The following is a 19237-nucleotide window of genomic DNA, read 5'->3' on the forward strand; positions in this document are numbered from 1 at the left end:
GCGATATCATTCTTCGGCTGGACTTCAAGGGATTGCGGAAAACCATTTATTGATCCTTCACGACCTGTTCTAAATACTTTAAGAGATCTTTCCGTAGATCCGGGCGCTGCAATGCGTAGTGAATCGATGTCTCAATAAAGCCCAACTTCTCGCCAACATCATGACGCAATCCATCAAAGTGATATGCGAGAATCTGCCGCTGCTCATTCAGTCGGGATAAGGCATCCGTGAGCTGGATTTCTCCCCCAACACCAGCAGATTGTTGACCCAGGATGTCGAAGATATCTGGTGTAAGAATGTAACGTCCCATAATAGCCAAGTTCGAGGGTGAATCTTCGGTCTTTGGTTTCTCAATTAAGCGCCTAGCGCGAAAAACACGATCATCGGTAGGGGTCAGCAACTCTCCGTCCACTATCCCATAGCGGGATACCTCACTCCAATCAACAGGCTGTACACCAACAATTGGAGATTGCAGTTCATCATAGACATCGATCATCTGCTTCAGGCAGGGATGTTCCGCTTCCACAATATCGTCCCCTAACAGGACGGCAAAAGGTTCGTTGCCGATAAACTTGCGGGCGCACCAGATGGCGTGACCAAGTCCCTTCGGTTCCTTTTGACGGATATAATGGATATCTGCCATCTCGGAGGGTTTGCGTACTTCGTTAAGCAAGTCCCACTTCTGTTTGTCCGCCAGATTCTGCTCCAGCTCAAAAGAATAATCGAAGTGATCTTCAATGGCCCGCTTCCCTTTACCTGTCACAATAATGATATCTTCAATGCCTGAAGCTACGGCTTCTTCAATAATATACTGGATCGTTGGCTTGTCCACGATGGGCAGCATTTCCTTAGGCATCGCCTTGGTGGCAGGCAAAAACCGGGTACCCAGTCCTGCGGCTGGAATAATCGCTTTGCGAATACGCATACGAACCCACTCCTTTTGTTAAACAAGTTAAACTAAAGCATATTTACACTTACCACTCCGATGACAGAACAACCTTCCGATCGCTGTTATCCCCCGATTTTTTAATTCACTTTTACAAAGGTTAAAATCTGGTGATAGCTTATGCTTCCGATGCAGCTTTCTTTCAGAAAGCTTTTAGGCGAACCCTCCGCTTCTCCAGCTTTTTTCTGTCCTCTACGTTTCTCGTGTAAATGATTAGTCCAACTTGTATAGATTCATATATTTAATGATTCTGAGTGCTACGATGCTTGGACTCTATTATACCATCAATAATTCGCGGATATCCTGTTCGGATAAGGTTGTCGATCCTCCGTCTCCCGGTTCGATCACTTCGGCAATCAAGTCCTTCTTCCGCTGCTGGAGCTCCAAAATCTTCTCTTCGATCGTACCTTCGGTAACTAAGCGGATGACTTGCACCACTTGTTTCTGTCCCATGCGATGAGCACGGCCAATAGCCTGTTCTTCCACCGCAGGATTCCACCATAGATCATATAATATAACGGTATCTGCACCTGTTAAGTTTAGTCCTGTCCCTCCAGCCTTAAGAGAAATCAGAAACAATTCTGCTTCGCCCTCATTAAATCTGCGGCACATCTCGACACGGCTCTGTGCAGGGGTCTGACCATCGAGATAGAACAGATTTCTTCCCTGTGCCGTGAGCGTCTGGCGAATCAGGTTCAACATGCTCGCAAATTGGGAGAAGATAAGAATACGTTTGCCTGAAGCCAAACAATCCTCGACCGTTTCAAGCAACTGTTCCATTTTCCCGGAATCACCTTGGTACCCGTCAACAAAGAGGGCCGGATGACAACACAACTGACGCAAACGCGTGATGCCAGCCAAAATTTTGATACGATTCTTCTGGAATCCGTTATCCTCCATGTCCTTCGATGCTTCATCCTGAAGTTGAGAAAGATATGCGGCGTAAAGTTTCTTCTGTTCAACCGTAAGCTCTGAGCGCTGTACCGTTTCAATTCGATCAGGCAATTCTTCCAGCACATCCTTCTTCAGGCGGCGCAGAATAAACGGACGCACCATCCGCGAGATCCGTTCCGGAGGAAGGTCGCGGAATCTTCTGTAACTGGGAAACAACCCAGGGAATACGGCTTCAAAAATGGACCACAATTCATCCAGCGAGTTCTCCACAGGTGTACCTGTGAGCGCAAAGCGGCGCGGGGCCTGAATCTGTTTGACCGCCTGCGCGGTTTGGGAAGAAGCATTTTTGATCGCCTGAGCCTCATCCAGAATGAGCGTATGGAATGTTCGGCCAAGGTACGTGTCTAGATCCCGGCGTAACAAAGGATACGACGTCACAATCACATCTGCCTCATCCATACCTGAAAGCATGCTGGCTCGCTCTTCTTTCTGACCGGCTGCGATCAAAACCTTCAGGTGCGGGGCGAACCGCGTAAACTCATTAGCCCAGTTATAGGTAAGCGAGGCAGGCGCCACGACAAGTACCGGAGGATGAATGACCTTCGTTCGGATCGTCAGCCCATCCTGCTGCATCGTGGACAATAAGCCATCCGTATTCTCTGAAGCCATCTTATCCAATGGGAGCCCCGTTTCGGGATCGATGTCGGAGGTAGCCAACATCTCACCGTCCCATAATGAGCCACTCTCCCGGTATTTATCAACGCCCGTATGGTCCAAATTATACTCAGGCTTCTCCTGAAGTACCGCTGTGATATACGCGATGCTTTGCAATGTTTTGCCAAGTCCCATATCATCCGCCAGAATGCCGCCAAAACGATAATAAGCGAGGGTACGCAGCCACTGGTATCCACTGTTCTGATAATCCCGCAGGATGAGAGTGAGAGCTTCCGGCAATGCAAAATCCATCCGCTCGGGATCTCGGAGATCATCAAGGAAACGTTTCAGTGAACCTCCCCACTTCACATGACCGGAAACTTCATCTCTGCCTGGCAATTGCAATGCCCGAACAGCTGGCAGCCGGATATGGCTGCTTTTGATGTCATCTGCCCCAAGTCCCAGTGAATCGGCCATATGAGCGAAACTGTCTGCACCTTCATTTTCAAGCGACAGAAAGACACCGCTCTTGAGACGGAAATATGGTTTCTTTTCCACAATGCGACGCATGAGTTCCTGAAGTTCCTGCTCGTCCACACCTTCCATCTCGAATGAGATCTCCAGCCAGTCCAGTCCTCTCCCCAAGTCTGCTCGGACTTTCGGTGGTGTCGGATAGGATTGCACCATCGCCTTCACGGCGTTCGGCATGTAGATGTCTACCTGTTTCTCAAGCTCAGGCAACAGATGATACATGACATCATAGATCGCATCTTCCCGTTCACTCGCCCAGACACTACCATCTCTTTCGAGAAAGGATCGATCGAGCCGTTCAATCAGATTCCGCTCCTTGTACCGATCACGCACCAAAATAACCTTTTTCTCTTCTTCATCTATCAAGTACTCTGCAAGCGGATTAATAACCATGACCTCATAGTCGAATTCCAGACGCGCTGTAATACGCTCACGATAGAAGTCGATGTACAACTTCGGTGAGAGTTCCGGTTCCGCGATCTGTTCACGTACCTGTGAATCAATAGACAGATGGCCGAGCGTACGCAGTTCTGGCACGACATGCTGTACGAACTCATCCACCTGCTGGGTCGAAATATCAATGCTTTCCTTAATCCCATATGAGGTGAGCGCCCCACTCAAGTCCTCCAGACTTCGCATCTGCATCGGCTCCAACATATGCAACTGTCCTTCCACCACAGCGGCATCATAAGCAGGAAGAAGAATCAGCTCACGCAGTCCCGAAATTTCAAGCTGATATCCTTCATTCGCTCCCTGGGCGATCCGGTAAAATAAAGGAAGTACCCCTTCCCCCAGCGTGAGTGGTCCATTGGCAAATCCTGTGCCCTCCATCCGGCTGTCAGCCTGTAGCAGCAATTCCAGCAATGGCTTCCATACCAGAGGAGCAATCAATATATCCCGTCCGTCCGAAGCTCCAAGATAACCGGAGATGGATTGGCGGTAGGCCTCCTCACTCTGTCTCATTCGAATAAGCATCGAGAGAATCGCCTGATCCTGTGGAGTGAACACATGCATTAATGGATCATAGTGGAACAGCTTGGTAAATGACATGGGCTCGCCCTTTTCGATGCAGTTCAGGAATTGCTTCACTTTCTGCACCACATACAGCCGTTTGTTACCCACTTTCAATTCAAGAGCAAGTTTCCCCCCACCCTTATGAACCTGTATCAGCTTACATATAAACTGAACCTGCAACTCTTCCCGCAGGGAGGATCGGTTGACAGGGGCGGTGTATTTACGGTCATTTCCATGCAGCTGTCTCCGATCCTTGGCAAACATGGACAGAATCTGATCCGCCGTACGGTAAGAAGGTTTATCTGCCGAGCGACCCCACCCCGAAGCTGAGCTTGGACGACCTGCCTGGGCAAAATGAACCGGAGGACGCTCTGGAGCATCATTCAGTTGCTCTCGTTGTGAAGCAGACTGTGGGCGCTCCCACACGCTCTCTTCGACTAGCGTCCCGACCTTGGACTTGGAATCTAAGTTAGAACTGGCATTGGCTCCTTGGCCTGTAGCCGGTTGAGAAGGCTTCCCAGAGGCAATCGTGGCATTACGCTGCTGCTGCTCACCCCATTCGTGAATAGCCAACAGGACAGCAGCGACATGTTTGCAATAGTCATAATGCCTGCCGTCACCCGGACAACTGCAGCCTGCCACAATCTCACCTGATCCATCTATATCCACCGTCACCTGATAACGCTCCGATCCACGTACCTGTGCTTCAAAATGAAGCTGATCCTCACTAACCACCAGATTAGTCACCCTGCCAGATTGGTTATAATCTTCTCCGCGCTTGAATGCCGTGACCCCGCACAGCAATTTGATATCCATAATTGTGAATGGCGCCACGCTTCTTCGCCTCCTGTGTCATGATGTAAAAAAACCCCAAGAGCTCCTTGAAGCAGAGATTGGGGTTCCTTCATGCTTGTAACTGTTGTTGTACCATACAATCGTTATTTCACCAATTGACCACGTGTAACGCCCAGTTGGTTCGTTGCTTTTAGGGTTTTCCACACTTGTGTACCACTGATCTCGCCGCGCAGTGCACGGTTGTACAGATCGATTACTTCGCGTACCTGCTCCGGTGTCTCTTCCAGGAATTCCACACGGTAGCGAGATACACCCAGATCCATAAAGTTGGTCAGATATTCGGCACCTGACTGCTCCACTGCATTGTATACCGTATTACGACAGCCTTCATCCACACGTACCGGGTGAGACATACCGATCCGGTCTTGCAATGATGCACGCTGTTCCTCACAAGGACGTCCACAGTTCGTAAAGTCTGTTCCTTCACTCATGAACGTACAGTATACACAGTGCTCGGTGTGGAACATCGGCAGATGCTGATGGATAACCACTTCGGTCTGACTTGTACGGGAGTGGCCCAGCAAATCAACCATTTGTTGAATGTTCAGGTCATAGGATGGCGTAATCCAGTCACAGCCTGCTTCCAGGAACAATTCTACTGCTTTGTGATTAGCGATGTTCAATGAGAAGTCGCCGATCAGTTCCGGGTGCTTCGCATCCGGGTTTTCCATCCGGTGACGAAGGTAAAAGTACAGTGCGCCTGTATTACGTACCAATACCGCATCCGGCTTCAGACGCAAGATGTTGTTATGATATCCGTTCTCCCCAGGCATATGAATACGCGGTGTTGCCAGCGCGATCTTGCGACCAGCGGCATGCACAGCTTCCACGGCTGCCGGGAACTGTTTGATAAACTCGAAGTCGGCATAGATCATACCGATTCCTGCTTCAATCGCTGCCTCCACTTGTGGCAGGCTACGGCAGAGTGCGGTCAGTTCTGCTTGACCGCGAGCGACTGGTGATGCCGGTTTAACCGAATCGCCGTACACATCTACCGCCCGTTTCACGTAGACGGGTGGTTTAGGACGCTCGCCCGCGAGTTGTTCTACCGCCTGACGGCGAATGTTATTCAACTCGCGCATCGGGATAATGACATCACCGTGCAGATTGACGTCCATTCCTTCCAACTGGAACACGGTGCCTCCCAGACGACCGAACTGCTCTTCGAGCAATTCATGTGTCATTGGACGCTTCTGCGCGATGTCCAGTTCCATCTCGGAATCAATCCGGACGGTCGTGCCTTTCTGCACGTCTGTCCACCATGTGCTAAGCGGCTGCCCCGGGCTGCCAATGACCTTCACCTTCACCGGGAATACACGGTACGGCTTCTCGGTCTCAAAGCTTTGACGCAGTCGTTTGTCCAGCGCCGGGTCATTCGTTTTCCACACTTTGTCGCCAACTTTCACGCGGCGCAGATCCACGTCACTGCGGCCTGGCACGACATCAACGATCCAGCCCTCTTCGGCTTCGCCTTCGAGTTTTACGCCTTTACGACGTACATCGTATACGCGTCCGCCCTCTTCCTTCTGAGTCGGGTCTCCGGCGTCAAATACAATTCCATCTCCACGTTTCACGGGTGCATCCAGCTTCAGGACCACACCATCGCGCAACACTTGATCCACACGACCAAGGTAGACACCACGGCTTTTCGGGAATGTTCCATCCACCAGTTCTTTGTTATTTGTACCGCTCAGGAAACCATGTGTGAAGCCACGGGAGAAGCTTTGCTGCAATTCGCGAACTTCTTCCTTGCTTGGCGGTGTGTTATCTCCATCAAAATAACGGTCAATCGCTTTACGATATTTGCTTACTACGTTTGCTACGTATTCCGGCGTTTTGAGACGTCCTTCAATTTTGAAAGAAGTTACTCCTGCTTCGATCAGTTCCGGCATCAGGTCAATCGCTGCCAGATCCTTCGGAGACAACAGATAGGCTACATCACCCATCGGTTTGTGCACCCCATCCACCATCAGGTCGTACGGAAGACGACAAGCTTGCGCGCACTCCCCACGGTTCGCCGAACGTCCTCCCCACATTTCGGAAGTCAGACACTGCCCCGAGTAGGATACACACAGCGCGCCATGAACGAATACTTCCATTGGAAGCTTCGCCTGCTCACCGATCTTTTGGATCTGCTTCAGATTGTTCTCCCGTCCCAGAACGACACGTTCCATATCAAAAGGCTTCGTAAACTCAACCGCTTCCGGGGACGTAATCGTCATCTGTGTTGAACCGTGAATCGGGAAATCCGGCGAGATCTCGCGAATCATCTTCACCAAACCCAAATCCTGAACAATTACAGCATCCACACCAGCATCGACACAAGCATCAATCAGTTCTTTTGCATCCGTCAATTCATTTTCAAAAATCAATATATTAAAGGTCAAAAAACCTTTTACGCCATAACTGTGTAAAAACGCCATTATCTCCGGCAGCTCGTCCATACGGAAATTGTTCGCTCGTGCCCGTGCATTAAACTTTTCGACTCCGAAGAAAATTGCATCTGCGCCATTAGCTACCGCCGAACGCATACAATCCCAGTCACCAGCAGGTGCCAGAAGTTCAACGTCTTCTCTTCGTATTGTTGCTGTTTTCATGTAGATCCTCCCCATAACCGGCTATCCGCCGGATTTCATCCCTATATCCTTAAACGCCTGAACATACTAAGCCTAAGACTGCACCTTATCGGGTACACCTGCATTGTCACGGTATTACAATATCTATCTATTATGTCTGTATTGCCTGAACTCCAAGCTTACAGTCATTCATATTCATCAGATCAGCAGTCATAACTCCTGAACTAGTATATTGTAACACTTCTGCACCGACTCTTCTACGGTTTCCTGAAAAAACCGTTTACCATTTTCATTTCCAGTACAACGAAAAAAACCGAAAGGTCTTTTGACCCTCCGGCTTGCATCACTATTATTTAATAAATGTAAATGAGTTCACTGCTTTTTCCAAGGCTGCCGCCTGAACTTCTGTCTTGTTGGCATCATTCAGCCCACTTGTGATCGTATAGGTTGTTCCGTCCTTTTCAAACACGATCTGGCGACCCGCATATGGCACGCCTTTGTCCAGCTCATGATACGTAAAGGAAAATGCAGGCACACCCGCAAACGTCAGCTCTTCACTGCCAAGCAACTTGAAGTTCTTACGGGTTTTGGTGGCTTCGGCATAGGCTTCTCTCAATTGGCTGACCGTCATCTCGATCGACTTGTCTTCGCTCGCCGCAATGGAGAATTCTCCGCCAGTAAAGGTGTACACCACAGGTGAATATTCGAATCGATCACTATACGGCGTCCAGTAACGCGGAATATCTACACTGTATTTATAACGTTTGGACGTACGTGTAAGTGTCTTCGTTTTGTCTGTCAAATAAGGATCTTCATCCAGCTGACCGAAATTATCGGCAACCGTATCAAAATCAATCTCCACACTCTTCATAATTCGTTCGAACCATGTCCGATCTGCACTTTGCTCCTCAGGGAACGTATACTCTGCATAATATCGATACCCATTCTTCTGCAAAAGAACATCAAACTCGGTCTGCCAGCCCCCGCCAAAGTTATAACGGAATTCATTCACCTCGGCAGTCTCTCCCGAGATATCCATCGTATATGAGCCAATTGGCTCGTAACTCTCTGGTGTAAATGTCTCGCGCATCCACTTATCCAGTTGGCCGCTCCAGTCTTTAACCGTAGTACCTGCCTTCGCCGAAGTGACACGCCATTGCAGATATGCACCGTCCTTGGCTTCGTAGATCATCTGATTGTTATCCATCGACCAGCCGGCTGGAATCATCAATTCAATACCATAGTCATCGTTCCATGCGGAGCGCATGCCATTATCTACGGTGGACAGATCCTTGATCGTTCGATCCGATTCCGCATAGGTTGGCTGGAATGAATTGAGCAGCGCTGCACGTTTGCCCAGATCTTTATAATTCAGGGCTTCGTAATCCGCGAGGTACACATCATATTGACGACCTTCGCTCAGATACTGACGCATCTCCCATAACATGCCGTCTACATCTTTCACGATAATCCGTGCATATGGCGTTTTGCCTTTTGACACCGCTTCACGATCCAGCACGGTATCTCCCGATTGTTTGGCCTCTTGGACAAGTTGCTGCAACAAATCATCCGCATCCAGAGCCACATCCTGATCGCTGACATACACTTCAAGATAATAACTGTTGTCCGCAGCGCCGAAAGTCATCATGCGCTCCTGCTCACCGGTCTGGAAAACTATAAGGTCTGCCGGGTAGTTAATGGACCAACCGTAAAAACTGTTACCAATTCTGGTTTTGCCTTCATCTGGATGAATGCCATCCTCGTCATCCACCGAATCATCGGTTTGCAACAGACGAATGACCATTTCTCCGGAGCTGGTTGGAGCTAGCGTCGCTCCGATACCGGCAGCAACCGGACGAAGTGGAACCATAAGTATGCCATTCACCATCTTGGGAACGGCACCCATCTCATGTTTTACACCATCCACCCAGGCAATGGAACTGCCAATCGTTAGGGTGACCGTGTGTGGACCTTCCTTGATTTTGACAACATCATTTTTCTCCAGCCGGATTTCACTGCCAAATGCTTTCTTGAACACACCAACAGGCACCATCGTAACACCCTTGAACTTGTAAGGTTTGGCTATGGCCTGCTTATCGCCGTTAATGTAGGCGCTCGTGCTCCCCGCTTTGACTCGTAGTTCACTTGTCGTCAGATCAGATGCCCATACAGGCAATGCCGCGCCAATGGTCAGCATCCCGGTTAATACACCTGTGCTTAGCACACGTATCCATGACTTTTTCATTCCGTTCTTTCGTCCTCTCTCCATCCGGGCTGATCGCCGGGCTTTATTGTTCTTCATCTGCAAGGAACGCTTCATCTTCCTCGTCTACGATGTCTGCGCGATCAGCAAGCACCAACGTGCGGGTGACGATATCGCCATCCGTTTGCATCAACAGCTTTACCTTTTGCCCAGGCAGATACTTTTTGAGCAACTCATTGATATCCACTACTGAAGAGACACGTATGCCCGCGACACTGTAAAGGACATCGCCCTCTTTGATTTTGGCTTTCTTGGCTTCAGTAGACAGTACGCCCGTAATCGTTAAGGGATCATCTGTAGGCAGGCCCACAATCGCAGACCAACTTTCTTCCAGCTGTAGTCCCAGACTTGCACGTTTTATTTTGCCATATTTAAAAAACTGATCAATGATATATTGAACGGTATCCACTGGAATCGAAAATCCCAAACTCTCTACGCCGACCGCAGAAAATTTCATGGAATTGATACCAACCACTTCACCCTTCAGGTTGACCAGCGGTCCTCCGCTATTTCCTGGGTTAATGGCCGTGTCGGTCTGAATCAACCGGTAGGTCGCCTCAACACCACGATTCAAGCCGCTAATTACCCCTACCGTTGCCGAGTTGCGCAAAGAAAAGGAAATCGGCGTACCCAAGGCAATCACCGTTTCTCCAACAGTGGTTTGTGAAGCTTTGGCAAAGCTCGCCGGTTTGAGTGATTTGGCATTGATTTTGATTAGAGCCAGATCACTTAGTGCATCACTGTATGTTTTCGTAATTTTGTATGTATTGCCATCCGTCGTTACGACCACGGGGTTCGTTAATCCGTCGACCACATGAGCATTCGTTACAATCCATCCGTTCGACCGGATAATGACACCTGTACCATGTGCAAGATTATAACGGTCGTCTGATGTTGCACCGTCCTGCACTTCGGTAGATTTCCCAATAATGCCTACAACCGAAGGAGATACCTTTTCGATTACTTTGGGAATGGCTTCACTTCCCTTGTACGTGTACGTTCCGGATTTGGCATCATATTGTCCACTTCCACCAACTGCCTTGAGCAGATCCTTGGTGTTCACATAGACTTGACCGTCTACCACTTTAGCTTGCATCGCCGCTTTGGATTCAGCTGCACCGGCCGTTGCCGCTACACTAATCGAGAGTACAGCAGCCATCAGTATGGCTATCCCCTTTTTACCCAACACGCTCATATTCTCACCTGACCCTCTCTATACATCCTTCTTGCGCGACTCGACATCGGATTCATCGCTGAATCTATTCTCTTTTTCTCTCATCTGCAATTCCGGTATCCCTCAATGTATCATACAGAATCTGGATATACAATTGTTTTAAGTCCTATTTTAGTAGAGAAGGTATAATCTTGTTCAATCGCTCAATATAAACGAAAAAAAACACCCTCCATGTCTCCCGTGGAAAGTGTTCCTCCATACTCTTTTAGCTTAAATTCCATTCACTTCAGTGGCATTCCTACTGAGCAAACCAACCTGTTATCATCGCATAGTCTGTCATCAGAAATACCAGTAGGCTGACTACTGCAAATCCGATTGCAAACAGATTCTTCTTCGGTGCCCGAAGAAGCCGAACGACTCCGATGAAAATCAGGATCGTAAATAAGATGACAAAAATATCAAATGCATTAAAATTCGATGTACTCGCCGTGGCAGCTTCTGCAAACAGCATGGATAGACAGACCTCCTTACCATAGTTGAACAGCTAACGCATACCCTAATATCTTCCTCTATGTTATCTGTACCCTGCTTGTAATGCAAGCCCTATCATCCATAAAAATGAAAAAAAGCCAATTTGGCCGAATATTCCTGTAATGCTCGTCATAATGCATATGTAAACACTTTCACGAAATAACCTTAGTCCAAAGGAAACACTGTTCCTACTCAAAATGAAAAGCCCTTCTTTCTCGGAAGGAGAGCACATCAGATCGTAATCCAACGTCTTTACCTTTTCGAAAAGAAGGGCCATTACTGCTACTTCATATTGATATAACTACTGGGTAGAGAACCTTAGTCTACCAATTGCAGCGCCTTACTCCGCTCGGTATCCCGCTCAAGAACTGGCTTCAAGTACTTGCCGGTATAAGAAGCTTCCACTTTAACGATATCCTCAGGTGTTCCAGTTGCAACAATGGTTCCTCCACCGCTACCGCCTTCTGGACCCAAATCAACAACATAGTCTGCCGTTTTGATCACATCCAGGTTATGCTCGATCACTAGCACCGATTCCCCGGAATCAACCAGACGGTGTAATACGTTCAGCAAACGGTCGATATCATCGACATGCAAACCCGTAGTCGGCTCATCGAGGATGTAGATGGTTTTCCCCGTACTGCGACGATACAGCTCGGAAGCAAGCTTCACACGCTGGGCTTCACCACCAGACAATGTGGTTGCAGGTTGCCCCAGATTGATATAACCCAGACCCACATCCATCAGTGTCTGCATTTTGCGATGGATCTTCGGAATGTTCTCGAAGAATTGGGTTGCATCTTCAACCGTCATTTCCAGTACATCGGAAATATTTCTGTTTTTATATTTCACTTCAAGCGTTTCCCGATTGTATCGTTTGCCTTTGCAGACTTCACAAGGAACATAAACGTCTGGCAAGAAGTGCATCTCAATCTTGATAATGCCGTCTCCACGGCAGGCTTCACACCGTCCACCTTTGATATTAAAGCTGAACCGGCCTTTCTTGTATCCACGTACCTTGGCTTCGTTCGTCTGAGCAAACAGATCCCGGATATCATCAAAGACACCTGTATACGTAGCCGGGTTGGAACGTGGTGTCCGCCCGATTGGCGACTGGTCAATATCGATAACTTTATCGATATGCTCCAGACCACGAATTTCTTTATGTTGACCCGGGCGTACCCGAGCACGGTTCAGATCACGTGCCAGCGTTTTGTAGAGAATCTCATTAATCAATGTGGATTTACCTGAGCCAGACACACCCGTTACCGCAGTAAATACGCCCACTGGAATCTTCACGTTCAGATTCTTCAGGTTATTTTCTTTGGCTCCACGTACTTCCAACCAACGGTCTCCTACACTTCTACGTTCTGTACGAATCGGAATGAACTTGCGTCCACTCAGATATTGACCGGTTAAGGAGTTCTCATCGTTCATGATCTCCTCCGGTGTACCCTGTGACATGATGGTACCACCGTGGATACCTGCACCTGGGCCAATATCAATAATATAATCGGCAGCCATCATCGTATCCTCATCATGTTCAACCACGATCAACGTGTTACCAATGTCTCGCATATGCGCAAGTGTTGAGATCAGACGGTCATTATCCCGTTGATGCAGACCGATACTTGGCTCATCGAGAATATACAGTACACCCATCAGGCTGGAACCAATCTGTGTGGCCAGTCTGATCCGCTGCGCTTCCCCACCGGACAATGTTCCGGCAGCACGACTCAGTGTAAGATAATCCAGACCAACATTCACCAGGAAGCCGAGACGGCTGTTGATTTCTTTCAAAATCAGTTTGGCAATCGTCTGCTCCTTCTCCGTCAATTCCAATGAATCGAAGAATCGGCCAGCTTCACCAATGGACAAACTAGTCACATAGGCCATGTTGTGATCATTGATCGTAACCGCAAGACTCTCGCGTTTCAGACGCTGACCTTTACATGTACCACAAGGCTTCGCACTCATGTAACCCTCAATAAATTCACGGATACCTTCAGATGCTGTATCACGATATCTACGCTCTAAGTTATTCACGATACCTTCAAAGGTAACCAGTGCTTCCTTACGTTGTCCAAAATCATTCTCATAACGGAAACGGATTTTCTCCGTACCTGTACCCTGCAACAACTTGTTCATCTGCTCAGCTGGCAGATCTTCGACAGGTACATTTTGCGGAATGTTGAAGTGCTCACATACTGACTTCAGGAACTGCGGATAATAGGTGGATGTACCACCTGTCCAAGCATCAAAAGCTCCATCTTCGATGGTCTTAGTCCGATCTGGTACCAGCAGATCAGGGTCAACGATCATTTTGACACCTAACCCATCACAATCCGGGCAAGCCCCGAAGGGACTGTTAAATGAGAACATCCGTGGTGCAAGCTCTTCAATACTGAATCCACACACCGGGCAGGCAAAGTTGGAACTGAAGCGCAGCTCTTCTTCGCCCATAATGTCCACCAGGAGTTGTCCACCGGACAAAGTAAGTGCCGTTTCAATGGAGTCGGCCAGACGCGCCTGTACATCATCTTTAACAACGATCCGGTCAACAACGACTTCAATCGTATGCTTTTTGTTTTTCTCCAATTGAATATCTTCTGACAGGTCACGCAGTTCCCCGTTCACCCGTACACGGACAAAACCCTGTTTGGATACATCAGCAAATACACTTTTGTGCTCGCCCTTACGCCCCGAGATAATGGGTGCCAAAATCTGCAACCGGGTACGCTCTGGATATTGCATAATGCGGTCAACCATTTGTTCTACGGTTTGGGAGCTAATTTCCACCCCATGGTCCGGACAATGTGGATGGCCCACACGTGCAAATAACAGACGCAGATAATCGTAGATTTCGGTCACCGTTCCTACTGTGGAACGTGGGTTACGGCTTGTTGTTTTCTGATCTATTGAAATGGCAGGAGATAATCCTTCGATGGAATCCACATCCGGTTTCTCCATCTGTCCCAGAAACTGCCGTGCGTAAGCAGACAATGATTCTACATAACGCCGCTGTCCTTCGGCATAGATCGTGTCAAAAGCCAGCGAGGACTTGCCTGAGCCACTCAGGCCGGTCAATACAACAAAGCGGTCACGCGGGATGGTAATGTCGATATTTTTCAGGTTATGCGCTCGTGCGCCTTTAATGACAATGTTATCGCTCGCCAATAGTATTCATCCTCTCAGTGTGTTAATCCAAACCTTTAAAGGCTTTTCGATCCCTCCCAAACCCTCCCTTCCAAGGGAGGGCCCCAGAGGGCGCAACCCTCTGGACACCCGAAACAAGCGGTGCAACGGTGAGGGGTCGGGTCTTGCTATGTGAAGGGTGGTCGTGTGCCCGCGGCTCCGTATAAGGTTCCGGCTCATTGCCGGAACCTTATACGGCCGCTCTACTGCGAGGTGGTGCTCTCGGCTTCGCCACGTTCGCGACAAGTCGCCATTGCCTTCGGCTCGGCTCCAAGGTCAAGAGCGGGACGCTCTTTGCTTCGCCTTGGTCGCGGCATGGTCGCCATTGCCTTCGGCTCGGCTCCAAGGTCAAGAGCAGGACGCTCTCAGCTTTGCCTTGGTCGCGGCATGGTCGCCATTGCCTTTGGCTCGGCTCCAAGGTCAACACCGGGGCGCTCTCGGCTTCGCCTTTGTCGCGACAGGGTCGCCATTGCCTTCGGCTCGGCTCCAAGGTCAAGAGCGGGACGCTCTCAGCTTCGCCTTGATCGCGGCAGGTCGCCATTGCCTTTGGCTCGGCTCCGAGGTCAACACCAGGGCGCTCTCGACTCTCAGGGGAACACGACTCCCAATTGCTTTCCTATAAACCTTTTAACCAATTTCAACATTTCTATCAGTATAGACCTGATTTCAAGATTTCAACATCTCTAATTATCGGTAGATATCAATGATTTCCTTACTCAACAAGAGAACGGCCAATTGGCCGTTCTCTTGTTACAGATCCATCTTTACTGGAGCATATGAATGAGCAGTATCTTATTCGGCGCGAAGTTCCAGCAACGCATCGCGAAGCTCGGCAGCACGCTCAAACTGCAGGTTTTTGGCTGCATCTTTCATCTCTACCTCTAAGCGCTGAATAAGCGCCTGGCGATCTTTCTTCGACATCTTCTCGGCTGCGCCTGTGAGATAGTCTTTCTTGGATTCGGCAACTTTGGTTGCCTCAATCACATCACGTACTTTTTTGCGAATCGTCTGTGGTGTAATTCCATGTTTCTCGTTGTACTCGATCTGGATTGCGCGACGACGTTCTGTTTCCTTTATCGCTTTATCCATCGAATCCGTTACTTTGTCACCATAAAGAATAACGCGACCCTCGCTGTTCCGTGCCGCACGACCAATCGTTTGGATCAGTGAGCGTTCGGAACGCAGGAATCCTTCCTTATCGGCATCCAATATAGCGACGAGGGAAACTTCGGGCAGATCGAGACCTTCCCGGAGCAAGTTGATTCCGATTAGCACATGGAAAACGCCCAACCTTAAATCACGTAAAATCGCCATCCGTTCCAATGTCTTGATCTCGGAGTGCAGATAACGAACCTTGATTCCAACTTCCTTCAGATAATCCGTCAGGTCCTCGGACATCTTCTTCGTTAATGTTGTAATCAACACACGCTCGTCTTTGGCAATCCGGTCATTAATCTCACCAATCAAGTCATCGATCTGTCCCTTTGTTGGACGCAGTTCAATGATTGGATCAAGCAGTCCGGTTGGACGAATAATCTGTTGCACCATCGTATCGGTATGCTCAATCTCATACGGGCCTGGTGTGGCCGATACATAGATAATCTGATCCATCTTGCCTTCGAACTCTTCGAATTTGAGCGGACGATTATCCAGCGCTGACGGCAGACGGAATCCATGTTCAACCAATACTGTCTTCCGCGCCTGGTCACCATTGTACATCGCACGGATCTGTGGCAGAGTCACGTGAGACTCATCAACCACAATCAACATGTCATCCGGGAAGTAATCCATCAATGTGTATGGGGTATCGCCGCGTTCGCGGAAAGTCAGCGGACCGGAATAGTTCTCAATCCCCGAACAGAAGCCAACTTCCTTCATCATCTCGATATCATACCGTGTGCGCTGCTCCAGTCGCTGAGCCTCCAGCAACTTCCCTTGTTCACGCAACACTTCAAGACGCTCCTCCAGTTCACGCTCAATGTTCACCAGCGCAACCTTCATCGTCTCTTCTTGCGTTACGAAGTGAGACGCCGGGAAGATGGCAATATGTTCACGTTCGCCAATCAGTTCTCCGGTTAACACATCAATCTCCGTAATTTTCTCGATCTCATCACCAAACAATTCAACCCGAATTGCATGTTCGCCCTTGGAGGCAGGGAAGATCTCTACGACATCCCCACGGACACGGAATGTACCCCGTACAAAGTTAATATCATTCCGTTGATACTGAATCTCTACCAGACGGGACAAAATCTGATTGCGCGGTTTCTCCATGCCTACCCGGAGTGATAGCAACATGCTTGAATACGAGTGCGGTGAACCCAAACCATAAATACAGGATACACTCGCTACAATGATGACATCCCTGCGCTCAAACAACGAACTGGTCGCTGCGTGACGCAGTTTGTCGATCTCTTCATTAATACTTGAATCCTTCTCGATATACGTATCGGAGGACGGGATATACGCTTCTGGCTGGAAATAATCGTAATAACTGACAAAATACTCAACCATGTTGTTAGGAAAAAAATCTTTGAACTCACTTGCAAGCTGCGCTGCCAATGTTTTGTTGTGTGCAATAATCAGCGTCGGACGTTGCAGTTGGGCTATCGTCTGGGCTATCGTAAACGTCTTACCCGTACCCGTTGCACCCAGCAGTGTCTGGTACCTCTTCCCCTCCTGAACACCCTTCACCAATTCTTTAATGGCTGCAGGCTGATCACCTTGGGGAGAAAACTCTGACTCGATTTCGAACGTTTTGTCGCTCATTATAATATCGCTCATTGCCGTATCTCACCCTATCGTCTAAAATAATAGTCACTATATATTGTCGAAGTTCCCCGAATTTTCATATGGGAAAACTTATAGTAATAGGAATATTTGTTCCCGTTTAATTATACCTCGTTCGTTTTAGTGATGCAAACGTGAAATGAAGATAGGAGTGGGTTAATTTATGGATATTGCGACACTTATCGGTATTATTGCCGGAATTGCCGCAGTCATTAGCGGTTTTTTGTGGGAAGGTGGCCAATTGTCCGGTCTCCTGCAAAAAACGGCTGCTTTAATTGTATTCGGTGGAACGATTGCTGCTGTGGTTGCCAGTTTTCCGGCGCATCGCCTTCGTACGATTCCAGCTGCTCTGCGTATGGCTTTTGGACGTAACAATAATGAATCAGGCTTATGGGTTGAAGAACTGGTGGAGATGTCTTCAATCGCACGCCGCTCAGGTGTACTTGCATTGGAACGCAAGGTTATGGATCATCCGCATCCATTTTTGCAAGATGGAATTCAGATGGTTGTTGATGGTACCGATCAGGATGTGGTTCGCCAGATCCTGGAGATGGAGATTGACTCGATTGAACAAAAACATGAGGGCTATGCCAAAATATTTGAATCCGCTGGTGGGTACGCTCCAACCATGGGGATCATCGGAACCGTGATGGGACTTATTCAGGTACTTGGCAGTTTGACCGATCCCACAGGACTCGGACCTGCCATTGCTGTTGCCTTTACCGCAACCCTGTATGGGGTCGCCAGTGCCAATCTTATCTTTTTGCCCATTGCCTCCAAGATCAAATCCAGAGGTGCCGATGAAGTGCAGACCATGGAAATGCTTCTCGAAGGTGTACTTGCCATTCAGAACGGTGAGAATCCCCAGCTTGTACGCAAAAGACTGGAGTCCTTCACCCTTACACATCGTCAGCATATACGCCCCCTAACAAAGGAGGGATTGGATGAGTCGGCGCAGTAAACGGCGCGGAAAACGTGAAACTATCGATCATCGGGATCGCTGGATGATTACTTATGCCGATCTCATAACTCTACTTTTGATCTTTTTTGTCATCATGTATGCCATGAGCAATCTGGATTCAGGTAAATATGACGTCGTTACTCAATCGTTACAAAATACATTCAATGCGTCCGACTCTATCCTTGAGCTTGGTGAGGGACTCGGTGAGAAGCCCGGACAGACGATTACAGAGACTCCGCCATCCGAGGTGCAGGGTGAAGACCCTTCAGAAGGTGAAGAAACTGCAACACCAGATGATGACAACAAACCCCTCACAGAACGGGAAGAACAGTTCAGATCACAGGAGCAGGAATTGCAAAATCTGTTCAATGTGATTACCCAATATATTGAGGATAATAAACTGGAAAATCAGATTTTTGTTGCGGACAAGCCACAGGGCCTATCCATTACACTTAGTGACCGCTTCTTGTTTGATCAGGGACAGGCCGCTCTAAAGGATGGTGCAGCACCAACGCTCAGTAAACTTGCCAGCCTGTTCCGTGATCTAAATACCGTTGTCAGCATTGAGGGTCACACCGATAACATTCCTGTGGGAGCTAACTCCGCCTATACCGATAACTGGCAGCTTTCAGGAGAACGTGCACTGTCTGTATTGCGATTCTTTCTGGATACAGAGAAGCTTAACCCGGACAGCTTCCAGTATGCTGGATACGCGGATACTCGCCCAACGGGTGACAACACCACAGCCGCCGGAAGACAAAAGAACCGTCGGGTTGAAATAACGGTCCTGCGTCAGCTCCAGCCTTAATCATCCATATCTCACATAATGCAACATTACTCATGCAAAGAAAGC

The 19237-nt window shown here is 48.6% G+C and carries 10 protein-coding genes; 2 read left to right on the top strand and 8 right to left on the bottom strand.

Annotation, left to right across the window (positions count from 1 at the left end; all coding sequences use genetic code 11):
* Positions 1-46: 46 nt before the first annotated feature.
* The 8 genes from galU to uvrB form a co-directional block, all read right to left on the bottom strand.
* Positions 47-925, bottom strand: a complete 879-nt coding sequence (galU, locus tag MKZ13_RS27750) for a UTP--glucose-1-phosphate uridylyltransferase GalU (RefSeq protein WP_076328769.1) — start codon at positions 923-925, stop codon at positions 47-49.
* 297 nt (positions 926-1222) lie between these two features.
* The gene (locus tag MKZ13_RS27755; protein ID WP_339179753.1) at positions 1223-4873 is read right to left on the bottom strand and encodes a DEAD/DEAH box helicase; all 3651 of its coding nucleotides are present in this window, start codon (positions 4871-4873) and stop codon (positions 1223-1225) included.
* Between the two features lie 104 nt (positions 4874-4977).
* A complete protein-coding gene (locus MKZ13_RS27760; RefSeq protein ID WP_017692029.1) occupies positions 4978-7491 on the bottom strand; it encodes a U32 family peptidase in 2514 nt (837 codons plus the stop codon).
* Positions 7492-7819: 328 nt separating this feature from the next.
* The gene (locus tag MKZ13_RS27765) at positions 7820-9772 is read right to left on the bottom strand and encodes a stalk domain-containing protein (protein WP_339179755.1); all 1953 of its coding nucleotides are present in this window, start codon (positions 9770-9772) and stop codon (positions 7820-7822) included.
* Entirely contained in the window at positions 9759-10928 is a 1170-nt protein-coding gene (locus MKZ13_RS27770) for a trypsin-like peptidase domain-containing protein (RefSeq protein WP_339179757.1), read from the bottom strand. The genes MKZ13_RS27765 and MKZ13_RS27770 overlap by 14 nt, the downstream gene beginning before the upstream one ends.
* A gap of 277 nt (positions 10929-11205) precedes the next feature.
* Positions 11206-11418: a hypothetical protein gene (locus MKZ13_RS27775; RefSeq protein ID WP_017692026.1), complete on the bottom strand. Its 213-nt coding sequence runs from the start codon at positions 11416-11418 to the stop codon at positions 11206-11208.
* Between the two features lie 338 nt (positions 11419-11756).
* Positions 11757-14615 (bottom strand): excinuclease ABC subunit UvrA, encoded by a 2859-nt coding sequence (gene uvrA, locus MKZ13_RS27780; RefSeq protein WP_339179760.1) that lies wholly within the window; start codon positions 14613-14615, stop codon positions 11757-11759.
* An 810-nt stretch (positions 14616-15425) separates the two neighbouring features.
* The gene (gene uvrB, locus MKZ13_RS27785) at positions 15426-17417 is read right to left on the bottom strand and encodes an excinuclease ABC subunit UvrB (protein WP_091013102.1); all 1992 of its coding nucleotides are present in this window, start codon (positions 17415-17417) and stop codon (positions 15426-15428) included.
* A 169-nt stretch (positions 17418-17586) separates the two neighbouring features.
* On the opposite strand from uvrB, the gene MKZ13_RS27790 reads away from it, so the two are divergent.
* Positions 17587-18384 (top strand): flagellar motor protein, encoded by a 798-nt coding sequence (locus tag MKZ13_RS27790; protein WP_339179764.1) that lies wholly within the window; start codon positions 17587-17589, stop codon positions 18382-18384.
* Positions 18368-19192: a flagellar motor protein MotB gene (locus MKZ13_RS27795; RefSeq protein ID WP_221824030.1), complete on the top strand. Its 825-nt coding sequence runs from the start codon at positions 18368-18370 to the stop codon at positions 19190-19192. Before MKZ13_RS27790 ends, MKZ13_RS27795 begins: the two co-directional genes overlap by 17 nt.
* Positions 19193-19237: the final 45 nt, after the last annotated feature.

Source organism: Paenibacillus sp. FSL R5-0701, from assembly GCF_037973995.1.
GTDB lineage: Bacteria > Bacillota > Bacilli > Paenibacillales > Paenibacillaceae > Paenibacillus.

Bases quoted from the DNA above. Each gene is read 5' to 3' on its own strand.
- galU (WP_076328769.1), bottom strand. From the start codon at position 925: ATGCGTATTCGCAAAGCGATTATTCCAGCCGCAGGACTGGGTACCCGG.
- MKZ13_RS27760 (WP_017692029.1), bottom strand. From the start codon at position 7,491: ATGAAAACAGCAACAATACGAAGAGAAGACGTTGAACTTCTGGCACCT.
- MKZ13_RS27765 (WP_339179755.1), bottom strand. From the start codon at position 9,772: ATGAAGAACAATAAAGCCCGGCGATCAGCCCGGATGGAGAGAGGACGA.
- MKZ13_RS27770 (WP_339179757.1), bottom strand. From the start codon at position 10,928: ATGAGCGTGTTGGGTAAAAAGGGGATAGCCATACTGATGGCTGCTGTA.
- MKZ13_RS27775 (WP_017692026.1), bottom strand. From the start codon at position 11,418: ATGCTGTTTGCAGAAGCTGCCACGGCGAGTACATCGAATTTTAATGCA.
- uvrB (WP_091013102.1), bottom strand. From the start codon at position 17,417: ATGAGCGATATTATAATGAGCGACAAAACGTTCGAAATCGAGTCAGAG.
- MKZ13_RS27790 (WP_339179764.1), top strand. From the start codon at position 17,587: ATGGATATTGCGACACTTATCGGTATTATTGCCGGAATTGCCGCAGTC.
- MKZ13_RS27795 (WP_221824030.1), top strand. From the start codon at position 18,368: ATGAGTCGGCGCAGTAAACGGCGCGGAAAACGTGAAACTATCGATCAT.